The following is a 20,240-nucleotide window of genomic DNA, read 5'->3' on the forward strand; positions in this document are numbered from 1 at the left end:
AGCGTACACTGTTTCCTCTGGCTTCCCAACCTGGTTTTACCGATGAATTTTCTGTTTCCCCTGCTGGCCGTGCTGATCTGGTCAGTGAACGCCATCGTCAGCAAAGTGTCGGCTGGCGCGATCGATCCTGCGGCGATCTCCTTCTATCGCTGGCTGCTGGCGTTGCTGACCCTGACGCCCTTTGTGCTGCCTTCCGTCTGGCGTAACCGACAGCAGATCCTCAAGGTGTGGTGGAAACTGTTGGTTCTCGGCCTGCTGGGCATGGTGCTGTATCAGAGCCTGGCCTATTACGCCGCGCACAGCGTGACCGCGCTGTTTATGGGCATCCTCAATGCGCTGATCCCGCTGTTAACGGTGTTAATCAGCATTGTGCTGCTGCGGGTGGCACCGACGGTGGGCATCGTTATCGGCAGCCTGCTGTCGTTTGGCGGTCTGGTGTGGTTGGTCAGCCAGGGGCATCCGCAACAGCTGCTGTCGCACGGCATGGGCCAGGGCGAACTGATGATGTTCGCCGCCTCAACCTCCTATGCGCTGTATGGCGTGCTGACTAAACGCTGGGCGATCCCACTGCCCAACTGGCAGAGTCTGTATGTGCAGATTGCGTTTGGCGTGCTGATGCTGTTACCGAACTTCCTGATGGCGAAGGACGTTTCGCTTAACCTGCACAATATTCCGCTGGTGCTGTTTGCCGGTCTGTTCGCCTCAATCCTCGCCCCGTTCCTGTGGATCCACGGCGTGATGCGGATGGGTGCCAACACCGCGACCATCTTTATGAATCTGGCGCCGATTTTTACCGCCATTATCGCCGTGCTGTTCCTGCATGAGCAGCTGCACAGCTATCACTATATCGGCGGTGGCATCACCCTGCTGGGCGTGATCCTGGCACAGCGTCTTCGCACCCCGTTACGGGTGAAGAAAACCGCCGCGGTTGACCCCGTTTTACCCAGGGCTGAATGAGCAGGTTAACCTCCGACGCATGATCGTCCCTGAAAGAATCATTAAGGCCGGAGATTTCCGGCCTTTTCTTTCCCTTGTGCCGATAAATTATTTCCCGCTGCCATGCCCTCGCCACTACCTATCACCGGGCGGGATTGTTATCATAGCCAATCATACTTTCTCCGGCGTGCCCCGGATGTTGACCTTTCAGTGAAGGATTTTGTCATGCAACCTCTTAGCGGCCCCGGTGCGCCGATCCCCGGCGACCGGACGACGGTCGATGCCAAACCTGGCACCACCCGCCCAGGCCCGGGAGATCAACCCTTATCACCCGCACAGCGCACCACGCTGGAAAGGCTGATCGTCAAAATCATGTCGCTGAGTTCGCTGAAGTCGCCTGAACTGTGGGCCGGAATGCGCCACGAAGTGGGAGTGAAAAACGATGCGGGTTTGCTGTCGCGCCATTTTCCGGCAGCGGAGCAGTTTCTCAATACGCGCCTGTCGCAGGTACAGAACACCCATGCGACCCGCCAGCTGTTCCAGCAGTTGACCGATCTGCTGCCGCAGGGAAATAACCGCCAGGCGGTCAGTGACTTTATCCGCCAGCAGTTTGGCCACACGGTGCTCAGCTCGCTGAATCCGGACCAGCTGCGCCAGGTGCTGACCATGTTGCAGAACGGCCAGATGGCCATTCCTCAACCGCAGCAGAGTCGCGTGTCCGATCGCACCCTGCTTCCGGCAGAGCATCACACCCTCAATCAGCAGATTTCCCGCCTGGCTGCCGCCACCGGCGAACAGCCGGTCAAGCTGTGGGCATCGGCGATGAAGATGGTGAATTTGCACAGCGGCGATCCCATCCCGTCACGCCTGTATCCGCTGCTGACGCAATACCTGCAGGCCAGCCAGACGCTGAGCCAGCATCCGGCCCCGACCTTACCGATGCTGTTAGCCTCGCTGAAAGTGCCGCCAGACCATGCCGAGCAACGCCTGCTGGAAGATGCCAGCCAGCAACGTTTCCAGCAGCCACCGCTGGCGGTGCTGACCACCTCGCAGGCGCAGGATCTGATGAACCTGCTGTTTGCCCGTCGTGCGGAACGCCTGCGCGAACAGCTACTGCCGGACAGCGAAATCAACCCTCAGCCGATTGTCGCTCCGCTGTCTGGCAACCTGCCGCCTGTGCTGCAGCCGCTGGTCAATCGTCCGGTCTTCACCGCCTTTGCGGTGCTGGTGCTGATTGTTTTCCTGATGTGGATTTTCCTCTAGGCCTTAGCAGCCACAATCTTCAGGCATTGTCTGCGCAGGCCATTCGCCTGCGGCTTCTCCCTGCGTGACCGGATGCCGGTCACGCAGCCAGAAATCCAGCCCGCCGATTAACTCTTTCACCCGAAATCCCGCCGCCGCCAGCTTCCAGGCCCCCTTGGTCGATCCGTTACAGCCAATGCCATCACAATAGGTGACGTACACCTTGTCGCTGTTCAGCTGTGACAAGGTTTCCGCCGTCATCGTGCGGTGTGGAAAGCTGACTGCACCGCAGATATGTCCGGCCTGATACTGCTCAGCGGAGCGCGTATCCAGCACCACGATGTCGCTGATACCGCGCGCTAAATCCTGCGCCACATCCCAGGCATCGGCGTAATACGCCAGCTTATCCCTGAGCCACGCCTCGCTTGTCGCTGCTGAGGGTGGCGGAAACTGTAAAACGGCTGATTGAGACATGCTAACTCCTGAGCATTGGGTGAACGCTGATGATACGATGAATGGGCCTTAGCGATAGTACCCATTCAGAGGAGAGGATAAGACCATTATGCCGCACGCCACGGTTGCCATTATTCAGCTGTTCGACTCGCTACAGGCCCAGTCCAAACGGGAAAAGCTCTGCACCACCTTGCGCCAGCTGATCCGCAGCGGCATGTTGACCAGTGGCGAGCGCCTGCCTTCCTCACGGCTGCTGGCCAGTGATTTGGCGCTGTCCAGAATCACGGTCGAGGCGGCTTACGCGCAGCTTGAAAGTGAAGGCTATCTGCAACGCCAGACCGGAAAAGGCACCTTCGTGTCGGTGAGTCTGGCAGACCATCCGCCACGCAAAAAACCGCCTGAGCCGACGGCGGCCACCCTTTCCGCCCGTGGCAACCGCATCGTGGCCACCGGCGGTTGCCAGGATCCGCTGTTTCCGCAAGCGTTTGCCGCCGGTTCCCCTGACCTGCACGCCTTTCCTCATGCCATCTGGCGCAGGCTGGTGGGTCAGCGCCTGCGGCACGCGCCGGAAGAGATGATGCGCTATGGTCATCCGCAGGGTTTGCCGCTGCTGCAGCACGCGGTGGCCCGCTACCTTGCACAGTCACGCGGCGTGCGCTGCGAACCGGAGCAGGTGATGATCCTCACCAGCTCCCAGCAGGCGCTGCAAATGCTGGCGCTGCTATTGTGCGATGCGGGTGATACCGTCTGGCTTGAGGAGCCCGGCTACAGCGGTGCCCGCAATGCTTTTATCAGCGCCGGCGCCAACGTCATCCCGATGCCGCTGGATGAAGAAGGAGCAACGATACCCGATAAAAAAGCCGCCAGGATGGTGTATCTGACCCCTTCCCATCAGTATCCCACCGGCGTGGCGATGACGCTCCAGCGCCGCCTGCAGTGGCTGGCTTTGGCCCGCCGCGAAGGCTGCTGGTTGCTGGAAGACGATTACGACAGTGAATTTTATTACCAGGATCAGCCGATGCCCGCGCTACAAGGGCTGGATGACAGCAATCGGGTGCTGTATCTCGGCACCTTCTCTAAAGTGCTGTTCCCTTCACTGCGGCTGGCGTATCTGGTGGTGCCGCCTTCGCTGGTTGATCCGCTGTCTAAGCTGCGCAGCGTGATGGACGGTCACAGTGCCCAACTGATGCAGGCCGTCACCGCCGATTTTATCAATAACGGCCATTTTCAGGCGCACCTGCGGCTGATGCGCAAGCTCTACGCCAGCCGCAGAGCATTATTACTGGAGCAATTAGCCAGCAAGCTGGGCGATAACCTGGTGCCGCTAAGCCACAGCAGCGGGCTGCAGCTGGCGGTGACGCTGCCGAAAGGTGGAGAAGCGCGATTGACTGAGGAAGCGTTGCAACGGGGGATAATCCTGCCGCGCCTGTCGCCGTTATATTCCGCAAACGCGCAGCAGGAAGGATGGATATTAGGCTTCTCTGCCCTGCAACGGGCAGAGATTATTCAGGCGGTAGAGAAGCTGGCGAAGCTGCGTTATTGATTGCGGGCAAAATTCAGCGTCACGGCGATACCCAACACGGCGCAGACGGCGCCGGCCAGATACACCGAGCCGTAGCCCATCGAGGTGGCCAGCAGACCGGTTAACGGGCCGCTGGCACCGTAGGCGATATCCTGAAAGGCTGAGAATCCTCCCAGCGCCGTGCCGCGCACCTGTGGCGCAACGCGCTTAACCACTTCCACGCCCAGTGAAGGGAACACCAGCGAGCAGCCGCTACCGGTCAGCGCCGCACCCAGCAACGCCATCCACGCCGAGGTGGATAAGCCCAGCACCATCAGGCCAACCGCTTCCACCGTCAGTGAAATCAGCGCCACTTTCAAACCGCCAAGGCGGTCCGGCATCCAGCCAAACAGAATGCGCACCAGCACAAACGAAAGGCCAAATGCGGTCAGGGCAAAACCGGCATTCCCCCACTGCTGGCTGGCGAAATAGAGTGAGGTGAAGGTGCCGATCACCGCAAAGCCCATGCCCTGCAACGCCAGCCCAAAACCTGGAGAGAGGATCTGACCCACCACCGTCCACAACGAAGGACGCTCGCCGCCGTGGGTGGGCACCGGCTTGACCCAAACGTTAAACAGCAGCGCGACAACGGGCAGGATCATGGTGGCAATGCCCATCGCCATAAAGCCCCATTTGTCATGCAGCATCAGGCCCAACGGGGCGCCCGCCGCCAGCGCGCCATAGATGGCCATGCCATTCCACGACATCACCTGGCCGGAACGTTTCGGGCCAACCAGCCCCATTCCCCAGGTCAGGTTGCCGGTCAGCAGCTGGCTTTCTCCAAAGCCCAGCAGTAAACGCCCTACCACCAGCAGCGCAAACTTACCCATCACCGGCAACGGCAGCACCGCCGCCAGCACATACGCCAGTCCGACCAGCGTACAGGCGAGCATGCCCTGTAACACCGAGCGTTTGGCACCGCGCTGATCCGCCAGCCTGCCGGCATAGCCGCGCGTCAGTAAGGTCGCAAAAAACTGAATACCGACCGCGACCCCGACCATCACGTTATTCAGTCCCAGCTCCTGATGCACAAACAGCGGGATCACCGGCAAGGCGAGGCCGGCAGTCAGATAGGTGAGGAAAACGGCAAAAGAGATGCTCGCCAGCGAGGTGGTTGGCTTGGCTGAGCGTTCAGAAAGTGTTGTCGACATGGTTGTCCTTGTTTTACGTAAGGGCTCGCCGGTTCAGACGCGCCCAAAAGTGCCATTGCCGGAGCAATGCCAGGGGCGCGTTGTTTGACGTTAGACGCTTACGCAACATCGTGGCGACGTTGAGGAGAGTAATCTTGAGTGGAAAGTGTGGAGGAAAGTCCGCCAACCGTCAACGTTTGTAAACGGGACGACTGTAAGCGAATTACGTCGTAAATTACCGGGAAATTGGGCCAACCCCGGGCTTGTTTGCCCTTCAACTGCGAAGAAACTCACAATTCCTGCATATCAAATGCGCACGGGCGTCAACAGTTGGCCATTTTTGAATCAGACCGTTAGCCTTGCCAGCAAATTGTTAATGAAAAGATATCAAATCACCTGAATTTAACAAAATAAAAACATTATTTTGGCGTATAAATCCAATATTTATAATTAACTAACAATTATTTAACTATATTTACGCTAAATTTTAACTAAAAAAGTCAGCGATCACACTTCACTCAGCTGGCTGCCAGAGTCCTGAAAATTGCTTGCTATCTTGCTCCGGTGGCTAACGCCATATCTGACCACTATAAGCTCGCGCCTGGCGGGTAACTAAAGCGGAGAGTCCGCGCCCTACAATAAGGTATTGCTATGAAATTCAACGTCGCATTACTCAATGCATGTGTGGTTTCTGCCTGCATGCTGTTTACAACACCCTCCTTCTCAGCTGAAAAACATGATATCGCTGTGGTGGCGAAAGTCACCGGCATTCCCTGGTTTACCCGCATGGAAGTGGGCGTGAAAGAAGCCGCCACCAAGCTTGACGTCAATGCCTATCAGGTCGGCGGTTCAACGCCCGATCCGGCGCAGCAGGTGAAGGTGATTGAAGATCTGATCGCCAAAAAAGTCGATGCCATTATCGTGGTGCCAAACGATGCCAAGGTGCTGGAGCCGGTGCTGAAGAAGGCCCGCGATCAGGGCATCGTGGTGTTGACCCATGAATCCCCGGATCAGCCGATTGGTCAGTGGGATGTGGAAACCATCGACAGCCAGAAATATGCCGAAAAGAACATGGATGAGCTGGCCAGTGCGATGGGCGGCAAAGGCGGTTACGCGATTTATGTCGGATCGCTGACCGTGCCACTGCATAACGCCTGGGCTGACGCCGCCATCAAATACCAGAAACAGAAATACCCGGATATGCATGAAGTCACTTCCCGCCTGCCTGTGGCGGAGAGTATTGATAAATCCTACGCCACCACCCTCGATCTGATGCGCACCTACCCTGACCTGAAAGGGATCATCGGCTTTGGCTCGCTCGGCCCGATTGGTGCCGGTCAGGCGGTGAAAAGCAAACGGGCGAAAAACAAAATTGCCGTAGTGGGTATCGCGATGCCAGCGCAGGCCGCGCCGTACCTGGCGTCTGGCGACATCAAAAAAGCGCTGCTGTGGGACCCGAAAGATGCCGGCTTTGCGCTGGTGAGTCTGGCCGACCAGATTCTGGATGGCAAACAGGTCACGCCTGACCTGACTATCGATGGCCTCGGTAAAGCCGATGTGGATATGAAAACCCATGTGATCCGCTTCAACCGCATTCTGGAAGTGACCAAAGATAACGCCAAAACGCTCGGATTCTGATGGCTGGGCCCGGCCGGTCACATCGGTGACCGGCAAGCGGGCCGCCTGCGGCTACAGTCCCTACGGTGAGTAAATTCTATGTCGCAAACCTTTCTCTCTCTCGACCATATCAGCAAATCCTTTCCTGGCGTTCAGGCGCTGGATAACATCAGCCTGACGCTGAATAAGGGCGAAGTACACTGCCTGGCCGGACAAAACGGCTGCGGGAAAAGCACGCTGATTAAAGTGATTTCCGGGGTGTATCAGCCCGATAAAGGCTCGCACATTGGCATCAATGGCAAGCTGTTCAACCATCTCAGCCCTTCCCTGTCGGCCTTTTACGGCGTGCAGGTGATTTATCAGGATCTGTCGCTGTTTCCCAATCTGACGGTGGCAGAGAATATCGCCGTGCATCGCTATCTGCCCGGCGGTGGCTTCTGGGTAAAAAGAGCGGCAATGCGCAAACTGGCGGTCGATACCCTGCAACGCATTGGTGTGACGCTGGATCCGGACCGCAAAGTCGAAAAGCTGTCGATTGCCGATCGCCAGTTAGTGGCTATCTGTCGCGCGCTGGCCGCGGATGCCAGCCTGGTGATCATGGATGAACCCACCGCTTCCCTGACCCGCCATGAAGTCAATGGCCTGCTGCGGGTGGTCAACGAGCTGAAAGCCGCCGGGATTTGCGTGGTGTTTGTCAGCCACAAGCTGGACGAAGTCATGGAAGTGGCGGACCGCATCAGCGTGATGCGCGACGGCAAACTGGTGGGAACCTTCCCGGCCAGCGAGCTGAACAGCGACGAACTGGCGTTCCTGATGACCGGGCAACGCTTTGCCTTCAGCCATCTGCCTGAACGGGCCGATAAAAGCGAAACGCCCCTGCTGGAAGTGCGCAACCTGTCGCGCAAAGGCCAGTATCAGTCGATCAATCTGAGCCTGCGCCGGGGTGAGATTACCTCAATTGTTGGCCTGCTCGGGGCCGGACGCACCGAGCTGTGCCTGTCCCTGTTTGGCATGACCCAGCCAGACAGTGGTGAAATCTGCGTTGAGGGCCAGCCGGTCAGCCTGCGCAGCAACCGGGATGCGATCCGCCACGGTATTGCCTATGTTTCCGAAGATCGGCAAACCCAGGGGCTGGTGATGCAGCAATCTATTTTCGACAACATGCTGGTGCCGATTTTTAACCGGCTGCATAACCGTGCCGGGCTGATGGACCAGAAAAAGGCCCGTCATCAGGTCGCCACCCTGATCCGCGAACTGAATATCAAGGTGTCGGACAGCCAGCTGCCGGTGCAAACCCTGTCCGGCGGCAATGCGCAGCGCGTGGCCATCGCCAAATGGGTGGCGACCCATCCGAAAGTGCTGATCCTTGACTCGCCCACCGTCGGCGTCGATATCGCCAATAAAGAAGGGATCTACCGGATTGCCCGCGATCTTGCCGAATCCGGCATGGCCGTGTTGATGATTTGCGATGAGATCCCGGAAGCGTATTACAACAGCCATCGCGTACTGGTGATGCGGAAAGGCGAACTGGTCGCCAGTTTTGCGCCGCACCAGTGCCAGGAAGACGAGATTGCCGGGGTGGTCAATGAATAACAAATTACGACATCTGATCGGCCACCATGAGTTCTGGCTGGGGATGCTGATCCTGCTGCTGGCTGCGGGCCTCAGCCTGCGCTCCAGCGAGTTTTTAACGCTCGGTAACCTGACCGATGTCGCCACCAGCTATGCCATCCTCGGTATTCTGGCCTGCGGCCTGTTTGTGGTGCTGATCGCCGGCGGGATCGACATTTCCTTCCCGGCCATGACCGCGATTGCGCAGTACGCAATGGCCAGTACCCTGCTGGCGCACGGCGGCAACTTCGTGACGATCTTCGCGATTGCCATGGGGTGCGGGCTGCTGCTGGGGCTGATCAATGGCGCGCTGGTCTACTTCTTACGCGTCCCGGCGATCATCATCACTATTGCCACGCTCAACCTGTTCTATGGCCTGCTGGTGTGGTTTACCGATGGCACCTGGCTGTACGGTTTCCCCGAGTGGTTTATGAACGGCATCAACTGGTTCTCTTTCACGGCCGCCGATGGCTATGAATACGGGCTGACGCTGCCGCTTTTATGCCTGCTGGCGGTGTTTGTGCTGACCGGCGTGCTGATGCGCTATACCCGGCTGGGACGGCAGATTTATGCGATGGGCGGCAACCGCGAATCCGCTTCCCGGCTGGGCATGAACCTGCTGACGCTGCACTTTTACGTCTACGGCTATATGGGACTGCTGGCCGGTGTTGCCGCCATCGTTCAGGCGCAGACCACCCAGTCAGTCGCGCCCAATTCGCTGGTCGGCTATGAACTCACGGTGCTGGCCGCCGTGGTTCTCGGCGGCACCAGCATGACCGGCGGTCGCGGCTCCTTATTCGGCACGCTGCTGGGGGTGCTGCTGTTGGCCTTCCTGCAAAATGGCCTGACGCTGCTCGCCGTCTCCTCTTACTGGCATATGGTGTTTAGCGGGCTGATTATTCTGGTCAGCATCAGCGCCACCGCGTGGAATGAAAAACGCAAACTGGCGAAGGGGATGTGAAATGAACGCCATAATCAAAATCCTTCCGGGCGACCGGATTATTCGCCTGCAGCTGCTGATGATTGTCATTGTGCTGGCGCTGTTCTCGCTGACGCTGGGTGGACGGTTCTTCAGCGCGGGCAACTTTCAGTCGATTGCCACCCAGCTGCCCGTTTTAGGCTTACTGGCGCTGGGCATGGGGCTGACCATGCTGACCGGCGGCATCAACCTGTCGATTATCGCCAGCGCCAACGCCTGTTCCCTGCTGATGGGCGCGATCATCGTTGCCCATCCGGGCCAGCCGCTGTTTCTGCTGCTGGCGCTCATCGCCGGTGCGCTGCTGGCGGTGCTGATCGGCACGCTGAATGGTCTGCTGATCGCGGTGATTGGGGTGTCGCCGATACTCGCCACGCTCGGCACCATGACGCTGATCGCCGGGTTGAATATCCTGCTCTCCAACGGCGCGGTGATTTCCGGCTTCCCACCGCTGATTCAGTTCCTCGGCAATGGCGAGGTGTTTGGCGTGCCTTTTGCCCTGCTGCTGTTCCTGCTGGTGGCCTTTGCGCTATGGGTTCTGCTGGAGCAGACCACGCTGGGCCGCAGCATTTATCTGCTGGGATCTAACGAACAGGCCACCCGCTTCAGCGGCATCAACACCGCGCGGGTGCAAATCACGGTGTATATCTTCTCTGCCCTGCTGAGCTGGGGCGCGGCGCTGCTGATGATGTCGATGTTCAACTCGGCGAAGGCAGGCTACGGCGAGTCCTGGCTGCTGGTGACCATTCTGGCCTCGGTGCTGGGTGGGGTAAATCCCGACGGCGGATTTGGCCGGGTGATTGGCATGGTGCTGGCGCTGATCGTCTTACAAATGCTGGAAAGCGGGCTCAATCTGCTGGGCGTGAGCAGCTATCTGACGATGGCGCTCTGGGGCGGTGTGCTTATCCTGTTTATTGCGTTACAGAATCGCAGAACCTGACGGTCGAGGCTAACAATGACAAGTTATTATCTGGGTGTGGATGTAGGGACCGGCAGCGCACGTGCGGGAATTTTCGACCTTAAGGGCCGGATGATGGGCCAGGCCAGCCGGGAAATTGCGCTGTATCGCCCGCAGGCCGATTTTGTCGAGCAGTCGTCAGACAATATCTGGCAGGCGGTGTGCCAGGCGGTGCGCGATGCCGTCAATCAAAGCAACATCAATCCGGTACAGATTAAAGGCATCGGCTTTGATGCCACCTGTTCACTGGTGGTGCTGGATAAAGAAGGCAAACCGCTGACGGTCAGTCCGTCGGGCCGCAGCGAGCAGAATATTATCGTGTGGATGGATCACCGCGCCATTTCGCAGGCCGAGCGCATCAACGCCACCCAGCACCGGGTGCTGGACTATGTTGGTGGGGTGATCTCACCCGAAATGCAGACGCCAAAGCTGCTGTGGCTGAAACAGCATATGCCCAACAGCTGGCAGAATATCGGCCATTTATTTGACCTGCCCGACTTCCTCACCTGGCGGGCCACCCAGGATGAAACGCGTTCGTTGTGCTCGCTGGTGTGCAAATGGACTTATATGGGCCATGAGAACCGCTGGGATGAGAGCTATTTCCGCCAGATTGGGCTGGAAGATTTGCTCGAGCATGACGCGGCGAAAATTGGCCGCGATGTAAAAACCATGGGTGAACCGTTGGGGCACGGCCTGACGCAGCGAGCCGCCAGCGAAATGGGCCTGCTGCCCGGCACGGCGGTGAGCGTATCGATCATTGATGCCCATGCGGGCAGCCTCGGCACGCTGGGTGCGGCGGGCGCGTCCGGGGAACATGCTGACTTTGACCGGCGCATCGCGCTGATAGGCGGCACCTCCACCGGCCATATGGCCATTTCGAAAGAGCCGCGCTTTATTAAAGGCGTCTGGGGCCCCTACTTCTCCGCCATTCTGCCCGACTTATGGCTGAACGAAGGCGGCCAGTCGGCCACCGGCGCGCTGATTGACCATATGATCCAGTCTCACCCCTGCTATGCCACGCTGCGCGATCAGGGAAAGGCTCAGGGCAAAACCATCTATGAAGTCCTTAACGACCTGCTGCGCAAAATGGCCGGCGAGCCCGAAAAGATTGCCTTTCTGACCCGCGATATCCATATGCTGCCCTATTTTCACGGTAACCGCTCACCGCGCGCGAACCCGAATCTGACCGGCATCCTCACCGGCCTCAAACTCTCGCGCACGCCGGAAGATATGGCGCTGCACTATCTGGCGACCATTCAGGCGATTGCGCTGGGAGCCCGCCATATCATCGAAACCATGAACCAGACCGGCTACAGCATCGATACCATTATGGCCAGCGGCGGCGGCACCAAAAATCCGATCTTCGTGCAGGAACATGCTAACGCCACCGGCTGTGCGATGCTGCTACCGGAAGAGAGTGAAGCGATGCTGTTGGGCAGCGCGATGATGGGCACCGTGGCCGCCGGGGTGTATGAATCCCTGCCGGAAGCGATGAATGCCATGAGCCGCATCGGCAAAACCGTCACGCCGCAAACCAATGAGATCAAACATTACTACGATCGCAAATACCAGGTGTTCCGCGAGATGTATCACGACCATATGAAGTATCGCCAGATGATGCAGGAGGCCTGATGGAGCACATCGACGCCTGGTCACAGGCCACCTGTGGCTGGCAGACCTATCGCGATGCGCTAACCACGCTGGAAAGCCAACTCGACCGTCAGCAGTGGCTGGCGGTACTCAACACGCTGGCACGCTGCGAGGGGAAAATTGCGGTCACCGGCATAGGTACTTCGGGCATTGCCGCCAGAAAGATCGCCCATATGCTTTCCTGCGTAGAGCGCCCCGCCACCTGGCTCAGCGCTGCCGATGCGGCGCACGGTGATATCGGTTTTCTGCGCGCCAGCGACGTGCTGATTATGCTGTCGCGCGGCGGCAATTCCGATGAGTTAACCCGCTTATTGCCGACGGTAAAAAGTAAAGGCTGCACGCTGGTAAGCGTCACTGAAAACGCAGGTTCAGCTATTGCGCAGGCGGCAGACCGACTGTTGCTGATACCTGAAACTCAGGAAATTGATCCGCTAAATATGCTGGCCACCACCTCGATAATCAGCGTGCTGGCGGTGTTTGACGCGATGATAGCGGTGTTAATGACGCAAAGTGGCTACAGTCGGGAAACGCTGCTGGCGGTTCATCCTGCGGGAAATGTCGGCAAGGTGCTGCGGGAGCAAGAATAAAATCGGGGTGAGCCGGAGGGTGCGGTTATGCTAGCCTTCCGGACAGAAATCCCCGCGATGGAGCCATACAATGGACGGAAAAGAGATTCAGCAACTGGCGGCTGACGTCGCACGTACCCTGCCTTCAGCCGAGCTTTGCTACCCGTTTGGCCCGGAATATGAGGTATTTAAGGTGCGCGGCAAGATGTTTGCCTTACTGGCACAGGTTCGCGGCGAGCGGATTGTGAATCTGAAGTGCGATCCCGAAAACGCACTGTTACAACGGGCGATCTACGACAGCATTCATGCGGCTTACCATATGAATAAACGTCACTGGATCTCGATTTATCCCGGCGAACAAATTAGTGAAGGCCTGGTACGGCAGCTGGTAGAGGAATCTTACGATTTGGTGGTTGCCGGCTTGCCGAAGCGATTGAGGCCGATGGAACAAAGAGAACGCTGAAGGGAAAGACAGGGGGCGACATTTCGCCCCCTGAAACTTAGTCGAGCTTACGCATCACCAGGGTGGCGTTAGTCCCGCCGAAGCCAAAGCTGTTAGACATAACGGTCTTCAGCTTCTGCTCGGTTGGCTTGGTCACGATGTTCAGACCTTTCGCCGCGGGGTCCAGCTCATCAATGTTGATGCTTGGCGCGATAAAGCCATGTTCCAGCATCAGCAGAGAGTAAATGGCTTCCTGCACGCCGGCGGCACCCAGAGAGTGACCGGTCATTGCTTTGGTCGCGGACATGGCAGGCATGTTCTCGCTAAACACTTCACAGATTGCGCCCAGTTCCTTTACATCGCCCACTGGCGTAGAGGTACCGTGGGTGTTCAGGTAGTCGATTGGGGTATCCACATCGGCCATTGCCAGACGCATACAGCGCATTGCGCCTTCGCCTGATGGGGCAACCATGTCAGCACCGTCAGAAGTCGCGCCGTAGCCAACCACTTCTGCATAGATGTGAGCACCGCGAGCCAGCGCGTGTTCCAGTTCTTCAACCACCACCATACCGCCGCCGCCAGCGATAACGAAGCCGTCACGGCTGGTATCGTAAGTACGGGAGGCTTTTTCTGGGGTTTCGTTGTACTTGGTGGACAGTGCGCCCATCGCGTCGAACTCACAGGACATTTCCCAGCACAGCTCTTCGCCGCCGCCAGCAAAGACCACATCCTGTTTGCCCAGCTGGATCTGCTCAACCGCGTTACCGATACAGTGAGCGGAAGTGGCACAAGCGGAGCTGATGGAGTAGTTCACACCGTGAATTTTGAACGGTGTTGCCAGGCAGGCAGAAACGCCGGACGCCATGGCTTTGGTCACCATATAAGGACCCACGCCACGCAGGCCTTTCGCACGCATACCATCAACGCTGGCAGCCTGGTTGTAAGGGGAACCGCCACCGGAACCGGCAACCAGACCCACACGTGGGTTGTTCTGGTACTGCTCGGCGGTCAGGCCGGAATCTTTCACCGCTTCCAGCATGGAGATGTAAGCATAAATGGACGCATCGCTCATGAAACGCAATACTTTGCGATCGATGAGAGCTGAGATTTCGTCTTTAGACAGTTTGACGTTACCCCAGACGTGACTACGCATGCCGGAATCTTTCAGCTCCTGGGAGAAGGTGATGCCTGAGCGACCCTCACGCAGAGATGCCAAAACTTCCTCTTGGTTATTACCAATGCTGGAAACGATACCCAAGCCAGTAATCACTGCACGTTTCATTCAATACCTCATTCACTACTTATATTAGGATTCGACAGGCACTTTAGCTTACAGTTGTACGCCGAACAAGTCCGATCAGCGCTTAACTTTTGTAAATTTGCGTGGGCCAGCTCACACCGTTACAATCGCGGCACCGCCTGATAACCGAGCTTCCCCCTTGAAAACGACCCCGATCGAGTATGCCGAATTAAGCTGGAATGAACAGGGTACACCTGTATCCCGAGCGTTTGGCGACGTCTACTTCTCCAATGAAAATGGTCTGGAAGAGACCCGCCATGTGTTCCTCGGTGGCAACCAAATACCCGATCGATTTGCTCAACATTCGCGCGATTTATTTATCGTTGCTGAGACAGGTTTTGGGACTGGTCTGAACTTTTTGACCCTTTGGCAGGCGTTCGATCGCTTCCGGGAAACGCATCCCGAGGCTAAATTACAGCGTTTACACTTCATCAGCAGTGAGAAATATCCTTTAAACGTGACAGATCTCGCCAGCTCGCTGGCCGTCTGGCCTGAACTGGCCGACTACGCGGCGGAACTTTGCCAACAGTGGCCGCAAGCGTTGCCGGGCTGTCACCGTTTGCTGTTGGACGGCGGTCGCATCACGCTGGATCTGTGGTTTGGCGATATTAACCAGCTGATCCACACTTTTGATGACAGCCTGCAGCATCAGGTCGATGCCTGGTTCCTGGATGGCTTTGCGCCGTCTAAAAATCCCGATATGTGGACGCCAGAACTGTTTGCCTGCATGGCGAAACTGGCCCGCCATGGCGGCACCTTTGCCACCTTTACCGCCGCGGGCTTTGTTCGTCGCGGTCTGAGAGATGCGGGATTTAACGTTATTCGCAGCAAAGGCTTTGGCCCGAAACGCGAAATGCTTTGCGGTTCAATGGACGCGTTAACGTCCCCTCAGGCAAACATGCCGTGGTACGCGCGTCCGGCTGCTGAAGGCGATGATATCGCCATTATTGGCGGCGGCATTGCCAGCGCGCTGCTGGCGCTGGCGCTGTTACGTCGCGGCAAAAAGGTCACCCTATACTGCGCGGATGCCCGGGCCGCCGAAGGCGCGTCCGGGAATCGTCAGGGCGCGCTCTATCCCCTGCTCAATCAGCACGATCAGGCATTAGCCACCTTCTTCCCACTGGCGTTCACCTTTGCCCGCCGGCTTTACGACAGCCTGCCGGTGGCCTTTGATCACGACTGGTGCGGCGTCACGCAGCTGGGTTGGGATGAAAAAAGCCGCGAGAAGATCGCCAAACTGCTGAGCATGGGCTTGCCTGAAGAAATCGCCCGCGAAGTATCGCAGGCTGAAGCGGAAGCCTTGTGTGGCGTGGAAACAGGCTGCGGCGGAATAAGCTACCCGCTGGGCGGCTGGCTCTCTCCGGGGCAACTGACCCCGGCGCTGTTTGAACTGGCTATGCAGCAAGGATTGCAGATCCACTGGCAGCATACGCTAACGGAAATGCGGTCCGAGGCGGATGGCTGGCAGTTACAGTTCCATGACCAGCCTGCTAAGCCACACCGCAACGTGGTGCTGGCCACCGGCCACACCCTGGCGTCCTTTGCCCAGAGCGAAATGCTGCCCGCTTACGCCGTTAGCGGCCAGGTCAGCCATATTCCCACCACGCCTGGGTTAAGCCCGCTAAAGCAGGTGCTGTGTTATGACGGTTACCTGACGCCGGCAAACCCGCACAATCAGCATCACTGTATTGGTGCCAGCTATCATCGCGCGGACACCTCAACCGACTACCGTGAAGAGGACCAGCAGGAAAACCGCGAAAGGCTGATCCGCTGCCTGCCACAGGCAGACTGGCCGAAAGAAGTCGACGTCAGCGCCGGTGAATCCCGCAGTGGCGTGCGGTGCGCCTCTCGCGACCATTTGCCGATGTTTGGTCCCCTGCCCGATTATCAGCAAACGCTGGAACAGTATGCCGATCTGTCACAGCATAAAGAGACCGCACAGGCAGCGCCGGTGCATAAAGGCTTGTTTGTGTTGGGTGCGTTAGGTTCACGCGGGTTGTGCAGCGGTCCGTTGGGCGCAGAAGTGCTGGCGGCAGAACTCTGTGGCGAGCCGATCCCGCTGGATGCCGACACGCTGGCAGCGATGCATCCGAATCGTTACTGGGTAAGGAAATTACTGAAAGGGAAAGCGATTAAAACGGCGTTCTGACAGGAGAATTAAGCCAGGCGGCACGGTGGCCGCCTAGTTTTCAGGAAGGTTTGCGCGCTTGCAGGAACAGGTTGTCCCACATGCCAATCACCAGCGCCTGATCGCGCGGAGAAAGTTCACCGGCCTGGATGGCGTTCTGCAGACTTCTCTGCACCTGAATCTGTAATGCTTCAGGGGTATGCTCGCCGGAGAGTTCAATCTCAGCCACGGCCAGCGTCAGATGCCCACGCAGATAACCACTGGCAAACAGCTCGTCGTCACTGGCGCTTTCCACCATGTCGTCGATCAGGGCCAGAATACGCGCCTCAAATTCATCGATCATAAAATTCCTTATTCGTTCCTGTCCCCACGATCACAGGTCTTCTGGCCAGGGAAACTGTGCCGCCGTCAGCGGGGGCGTTGAGTAATACGAGCAGAGTTCAGCAATCAATCGGGCTGGACGAGCAGGAAGGCCCTGTTCCAGATGCGTCATGACCTGAGCATGGACTTTGCGCTGAAACGCGATGCGATCCGGCTCACAATCTCCGTTGAGATTGTCACAACTTACATTGAAGGGAAACCCTGCCGCAACACAAAACATCCACTCCAGCGATTGCGGTTTCACTTCTACCGTTTCGAATTGGTTCTGCGTCATGGCATCACGGCCATCCGGGCAATACCAGTAGCCAAAATCAACCTGCTTGCGGCGTTCAGCACCGGCAATGCACCAGTGCGAGATTTCATGCAGCGCGCTGGCGTAATAGCCGTGAGCAAACACCACGCGGTGATAATTCACGTCGTCATCAGCAGGAAGATAGATCGGTTCGTCATCGCCTTTAATCAGGCGTGTCTGAAAATCGGCAAAAAAGCAGCGGTCAAAAATTTCAATCAGCTGCGTGTAGTGGTGGCTATCGTTCATTCTTTCTTTTCTCAACCCAACAGATGGTGACACCAGGCCGCAATCGCCGCGCCATGACTGTCGTAAAGCAGTTTTGCACTCATCACAGCAGACACGATCACCACCATCGGGCGGATCAACGTTTGCCCACGGCTTAACACCATGCGTGCACCTAACCGGGCACCACAGATGGCGCCCACCAGCATCACCAGTCCGGTTCCCCACACCACTTTGCCGCCAAACATAAAGAACAGCAGGCCACCAAAATTGGAGGTGAAGTTCAGCACTTTGGCATGGGCCGTGGATTTTGCGAGGTTATAGCCGCACAGGGTGACGAAAGCCAGCGCGTAAAAAGAGCCCGCGCCGGGACCAAAAAAGCCGTCATAAAAGCCGACGCAACCACCGGCCACCAGCGCAAATGGCAAGCCGTGGAGGCGACGCTGGCGATCCTCTTCGCCAATTTTCGGCAGCAGCAGGAAGTACAGCCCGATAGCGATCAGCAGGATCGGCAGAACCTGCCGCAGCAATTCGGCCTGCAAATGCTGGATCAGAATGGCGCCGGTCACTGCACCCAGAAACGTCATGCCGATATTCAGCCGCTGCTCGCGCAGATTGACCGCGCCACGACGGACAAAATAGAGGCTCGCCGAGAACGAGCCGCCGACTGACTGCAATTTATTGGTGGCAATCGCCTGCGCGGGAGAGAGGCCCACGGACATCAGCGCCGGCACGGTTAACAGCCCGCCGCCACCGGCAATCGAATCGATAAACCCGGCCAGCATGGCGACAAAGAACAGCAGCCCAACAAACAGTGGGCTGACGACGAACCAATCCATCTTCGATCCCTAAAGCAAATGTTTATCCAGTAACGCCTGACAGGATGGCGGTAACGGCGGCGGCTCGCGCTTCACTGGCGCACCACTGCCCGGTTTGGCAGGCAGGAACCAGCTTTGCAGCTCGGCACCACAGCCATCACCGGCCGGCGGCGCGGGCTGATCCTGACACTGTAAGCTGCCCGCTGGGCAACGCAAACGCACATGCATATGCGCGCGGTGACCGAACCATGGACGCACTTTGCGTAACCAGTCCCGATCGGCACCAGCATCGGCACACAGCTGCTTTTTAATCGCCGGATTGACGAAGATGCGCGTCACATCGTCATCTTTCGCCGCCAGTTTAATCAGGCTGTCGATTTCCGGCTGCCAGTGGCGCGCGACCACGTTTTTACCGTCCGCCGCCACCAAATCCAGTGGCTGAGGCTTTAACAGCATCGCTGAGGACCAGCGCGATTTAGGCAGCTGTAGCCAGATATCCACATCCAGTCCCGACTGATGGCTGGCGTGACCGCTGCTGAAGCGCCCACCGGCAGCCATGCCCATATCGCCAATCAACACTTCGCCGAGCTGCAGGTTATGCACCTGCGTACTCAGACGCTGAATAAACATGATCAGGTCCGGATGGCCGAAGTAGCGACGCTGATCCTGACGCATCACCTGATAGTCAGGCGCATCCAGCGGCAGTTGTTCTGCGCCAACGATACAGCCGTTAGCAAACTGGCCAATCGACTGCGGCGTGCCGCTAATCGGTTGGCGGATCGATTGCCAGGGCGTTGCCGCCAGCGAGGAAGCACTTATCAGCAGCGCACCAAGCGCCATCAGCGTCTTTTTCATTCGGTTACCAGCGAGGAATGTCCGTGTGCACATCAGCGTTCTGAGCGCGCTGACGCAGTAAGTGATCCATCAGCACGATCGCCATCATCGCTTCCGCGATCGGCACCGCGCGGATCCCCACGCAGGGATCGTGGCGGCCTTTGGTGATCATCTCGACTTCTTCACCAAAGCGGTTGATGGTTTTGCCCGGCACGGTAATGCTCGAGGTTGGCTTCATGGCGATATTCGCCAGAATCGGCTGACCGCTGCTGATGCCGCCCAAAATGCCGCCGGCGTGGTTGCTCTGGAAGCCATCCGCACGAATTTCGTCACGGTGCTGGCTGCCGCGCTGGTTGACCACCGCAAAGCCGTCACCAATCTCAACGCCTTTCACCGCATTGATGCTCATCAACGCATGCGCCAGGTCCGCATCCAGACGATCGAAAACCGGTTCGCCAAGGCCAACCGGGACGTTTTCGGCCATCACCGACACTTTCGCACCAATCGAGTCACCCGCTTTCTTCAGCCCGCGCATCAGTTCGTCCAGCGCCTCCAGCTTCGAGGGATCCGGGCAGAAGAACGGGTTCTGTTCAACCTGATCCCAGTCCTTCAGCTCACAGGCCACATCGCCAATCTGCGCCAGGAAACCGCGGACTTTGATGCCGTGCTTCAGTGCCAGATACTTTTTGGCAATGGCGCCAGCGGCAACGCGCATCGCGGTTTCACGGGCCGACGAACGGCCACCGCCACGGTAGTCGCGCAGGCCATATTTCTGCTCGTAGGTGTAGTCAGCATGGCCGGGACGGAACACGTCTTTGATCTCACTGTAATCCTGAGAACGCTGGTCGGTGTTCTCAATCAACAGCCCGATGCTGGTGCCGGTGGTCACACCTTCAAACACGCCGGAGAGGATTTTGACCTGATCCGGTTCGCGACGTTGGGTGGTGTAACGTGACGTACCAGGACGACGGCGATCCAGATCGTGCTGCAGATCGGCTTCGGTCAGCGGAATGCCGGGCGGCACGCCGTCTACAATACAGCCCAGCGCCAGTCCATGAGACTCACCGAAGGTGGTGACGCGAAACAGTTGCCCAATAGTGTTACCAGCCATGATGACCTCTTT

The 20,240-nt window shown here is 57.9% G+C and carries 19 protein-coding genes; 11 read left to right on the forward strand and 8 right to left on the reverse strand.

All coding sequences use genetic code 11. The features are described from left to right. Positions 1-42: 42 nt before the first annotated feature. Both EBC_RS17280 and flk read left to right on the forward strand, forming a co-directional pair. Positions 43-957, forward strand: coding sequence for a DMT family transporter (locus EBC_RS17280; protein WP_013203131.1), 915 nt, complete (start codon positions 43-45; stop codon positions 955-957). A gap of 204 nt (positions 958-1,161) precedes the next feature. After that, positions 1,162-2,199 carry a flagella biosynthesis regulator Flk gene (flk, locus tag EBC_RS17285; protein ID WP_013203132.1) on the forward strand — a complete coding sequence of 346 codons (1,038 nt, stop codon included), beginning with the start codon at positions 1,162-1,164 and terminating at the stop codon, positions 2,197-2,199. A gap of 3 nt (positions 2,200-2,202) precedes the next feature. Here flk and EBC_RS17290 read toward each other — a convergent pair whose 3' ends face one another. Continuing rightward, on the reverse strand, positions 2,203-2,652 hold the full coding sequence (locus EBC_RS17290) for a rhodanese-like domain-containing protein (protein ID WP_013203133.1): 450 nt from the start codon (positions 2,650-2,652) through the stop codon (positions 2,203-2,205). Positions 2,653-2,740: 88 nt separating this feature from the next. Here EBC_RS17290 and pdxR point away from each other — a divergent pair, with 88 nt between their 5' ends. Beyond that, positions 2,741-4,174 carry a MocR-like pyridoxine biosynthesis transcription factor PdxR gene (gene pdxR, locus EBC_RS17295; RefSeq protein ID WP_013203134.1) on the forward strand — a complete coding sequence of 478 codons (1,434 nt, stop codon included), beginning with the start codon at positions 2,741-2,743 and terminating at the stop codon, positions 4,172-4,174. Here pdxR and EBC_RS17300 read toward each other — a convergent pair. After that, the gene (locus tag EBC_RS17300; protein ID WP_013203135.1) at positions 4,168-5,343 is read right to left on the reverse strand and encodes an MFS transporter; all 1,176 of its coding nucleotides are present in this window, start codon (positions 5,341-5,343) and stop codon (positions 4,168-4,170) included. The genes pdxR and EBC_RS17300 overlap by 7 nt on opposite strands. Before the next feature lie 630 nt (positions 5,344-5,973). On the opposite strand from EBC_RS17300, the gene EBC_RS17305 reads away from it, so the two are divergent. The 7 genes from EBC_RS17305 (at position 5,974) to EBC_RS17335 (ending at position 13,163) form a co-directional block, all read left to right on the forward strand. After that, positions 5,974-6,960, forward strand: coding sequence for an autoinducer 2 ABC transporter substrate-binding protein (locus tag EBC_RS17305; RefSeq protein ID WP_013203136.1), 987 nt, complete (start codon positions 5,974-5,976; stop codon positions 6,958-6,960). 78 nt (positions 6,961-7,038) lie between these two features. Further along, the gene (locus EBC_RS17310; RefSeq protein WP_013203137.1) at positions 7,039-8,532 is read left to right on the forward strand and encodes a sugar ABC transporter ATP-binding protein; all 1,494 of its coding nucleotides are present in this window, start codon (positions 7,039-7,041) and stop codon (positions 8,530-8,532) included. Further along, entirely contained in the window at positions 8,525-9,511 is a 987-nt protein-coding gene (locus tag EBC_RS17315; protein ID WP_013203138.1) for an ABC transporter permease, read from the forward strand. The genes EBC_RS17310 and EBC_RS17315 overlap by 8 nt, the downstream gene beginning before the upstream one ends. A gap of 1 nt (position 9,512) precedes the next feature. Further along, complete coding sequence (locus tag EBC_RS17320; RefSeq protein WP_013203139.1) at positions 9,513-10,466, forward strand: ABC transporter permease; 954 nt, start codon at positions 9,513-9,515, stop codon at positions 10,464-10,466. Positions 10,467-10,481: 15 nt separating this feature from the next. Next, positions 10,482-12,116 (forward strand): FGGY-family carbohydrate kinase, encoded by a 1,635-nt coding sequence (locus EBC_RS17325; protein WP_013203140.1) that lies wholly within the window; start codon positions 10,482-10,484, stop codon positions 12,114-12,116. Then, complete coding sequence (locus tag EBC_RS17330) at positions 12,116-12,721, forward strand: KpsF/GutQ family sugar-phosphate isomerase (RefSeq protein WP_013203141.1); 606 nt, start codon at positions 12,116-12,118, stop codon at positions 12,719-12,721. Before EBC_RS17325 ends, EBC_RS17330 begins: the two co-directional genes overlap by 1 nt. 70 nt (positions 12,722-12,791) lie before the next feature. Next, positions 12,792-13,163, forward strand: a complete 372-nt coding sequence (locus tag EBC_RS17335; RefSeq protein WP_013203142.1) for an MmcQ/YjbR family DNA-binding protein — start codon at positions 12,792-12,794, stop codon at positions 13,161-13,163. A 37-nt stretch (positions 13,164-13,200) separates the two neighbouring features. Here EBC_RS17335 and fabB read toward each other — a convergent pair whose 3' ends face one another. After that, positions 13,201-14,424, reverse strand: coding sequence for a beta-ketoacyl-ACP synthase I (fabB, locus tag EBC_RS17340; RefSeq protein ID WP_013203143.1), 1,224 nt, complete (start codon positions 14,422-14,424; stop codon positions 13,201-13,203). 157 nt (positions 14,425-14,581) lie between these two features. On the opposite strand from fabB, the gene mnmC reads away from it, so the two are divergent. After that, positions 14,582-16,591, forward strand: a complete 2,010-nt coding sequence (gene mnmC / locus EBC_RS17345; RefSeq protein ID WP_013203144.1) for a bifunctional tRNA (5-methylaminomethyl-2-thiouridine)(34)-methyltransferase MnmD/FAD-dependent 5-carboxymethylaminomethyl-2-thiouridine(34) oxidoreductase MnmC — start codon at positions 14,582-14,584, stop codon at positions 16,589-16,591. A gap of 40 nt (positions 16,592-16,631) precedes the next feature. Here mnmC and EBC_RS17350 read toward each other — a convergent pair whose 3' ends face one another. Genes EBC_RS17350 through aroC form a run of 5 tightly spaced genes read right to left on the reverse strand, consistent with a single transcriptional unit; the run spans position 16,632 to position 20,228 of the window. Beyond that, on the reverse strand, positions 16,632-16,913 hold the full coding sequence (locus tag EBC_RS17350) for a YfcL family protein (protein WP_013203145.1): 282 nt from the start codon (positions 16,911-16,913) through the stop codon (positions 16,632-16,634). 30 nt (positions 16,914-16,943) lie between these two features. Next, positions 16,944-17,489: an elongation factor P hydroxylase gene (locus EBC_RS17355; RefSeq protein ID WP_013203146.1), complete on the reverse strand. Its 546-nt coding sequence runs from the start codon at positions 17,487-17,489 to the stop codon at positions 16,944-16,946. A gap of 11 nt (positions 17,490-17,500) precedes the next feature. Next, a complete protein-coding gene (locus EBC_RS17360; protein WP_013203147.1) occupies positions 17,501-18,304 on the reverse strand; it encodes a sulfite exporter TauE/SafE family protein in 804 nt (267 codons plus the stop codon). Between the two features lie 9 nt (positions 18,305-18,313). Beyond that, complete coding sequence (gene mepA / locus EBC_RS17365; protein ID WP_013203148.1) at positions 18,314-19,138, reverse strand: penicillin-insensitive murein endopeptidase; 825 nt, start codon at positions 19,136-19,138, stop codon at positions 18,314-18,316. A gap of 4 nt (positions 19,139-19,142) precedes the next feature. Further along, on the reverse strand, positions 19,143-20,228 hold the full coding sequence (gene aroC, locus EBC_RS17370) for a chorismate synthase (protein ID WP_013203149.1): 1,086 nt from the start codon (positions 20,226-20,228) through the stop codon (positions 19,143-19,145). Between the last annotated feature and the right edge of the window lie 12 nt (positions 20,229-20,240).

It is taken from the genome of Erwinia billingiae Eb661, from assembly GCF_000196615.1.
GTDB classification, from domain to species: domain Bacteria; phylum Pseudomonadota; class Gammaproteobacteria; order Enterobacterales; family Enterobacteriaceae; genus Erwinia; species Erwinia billingiae.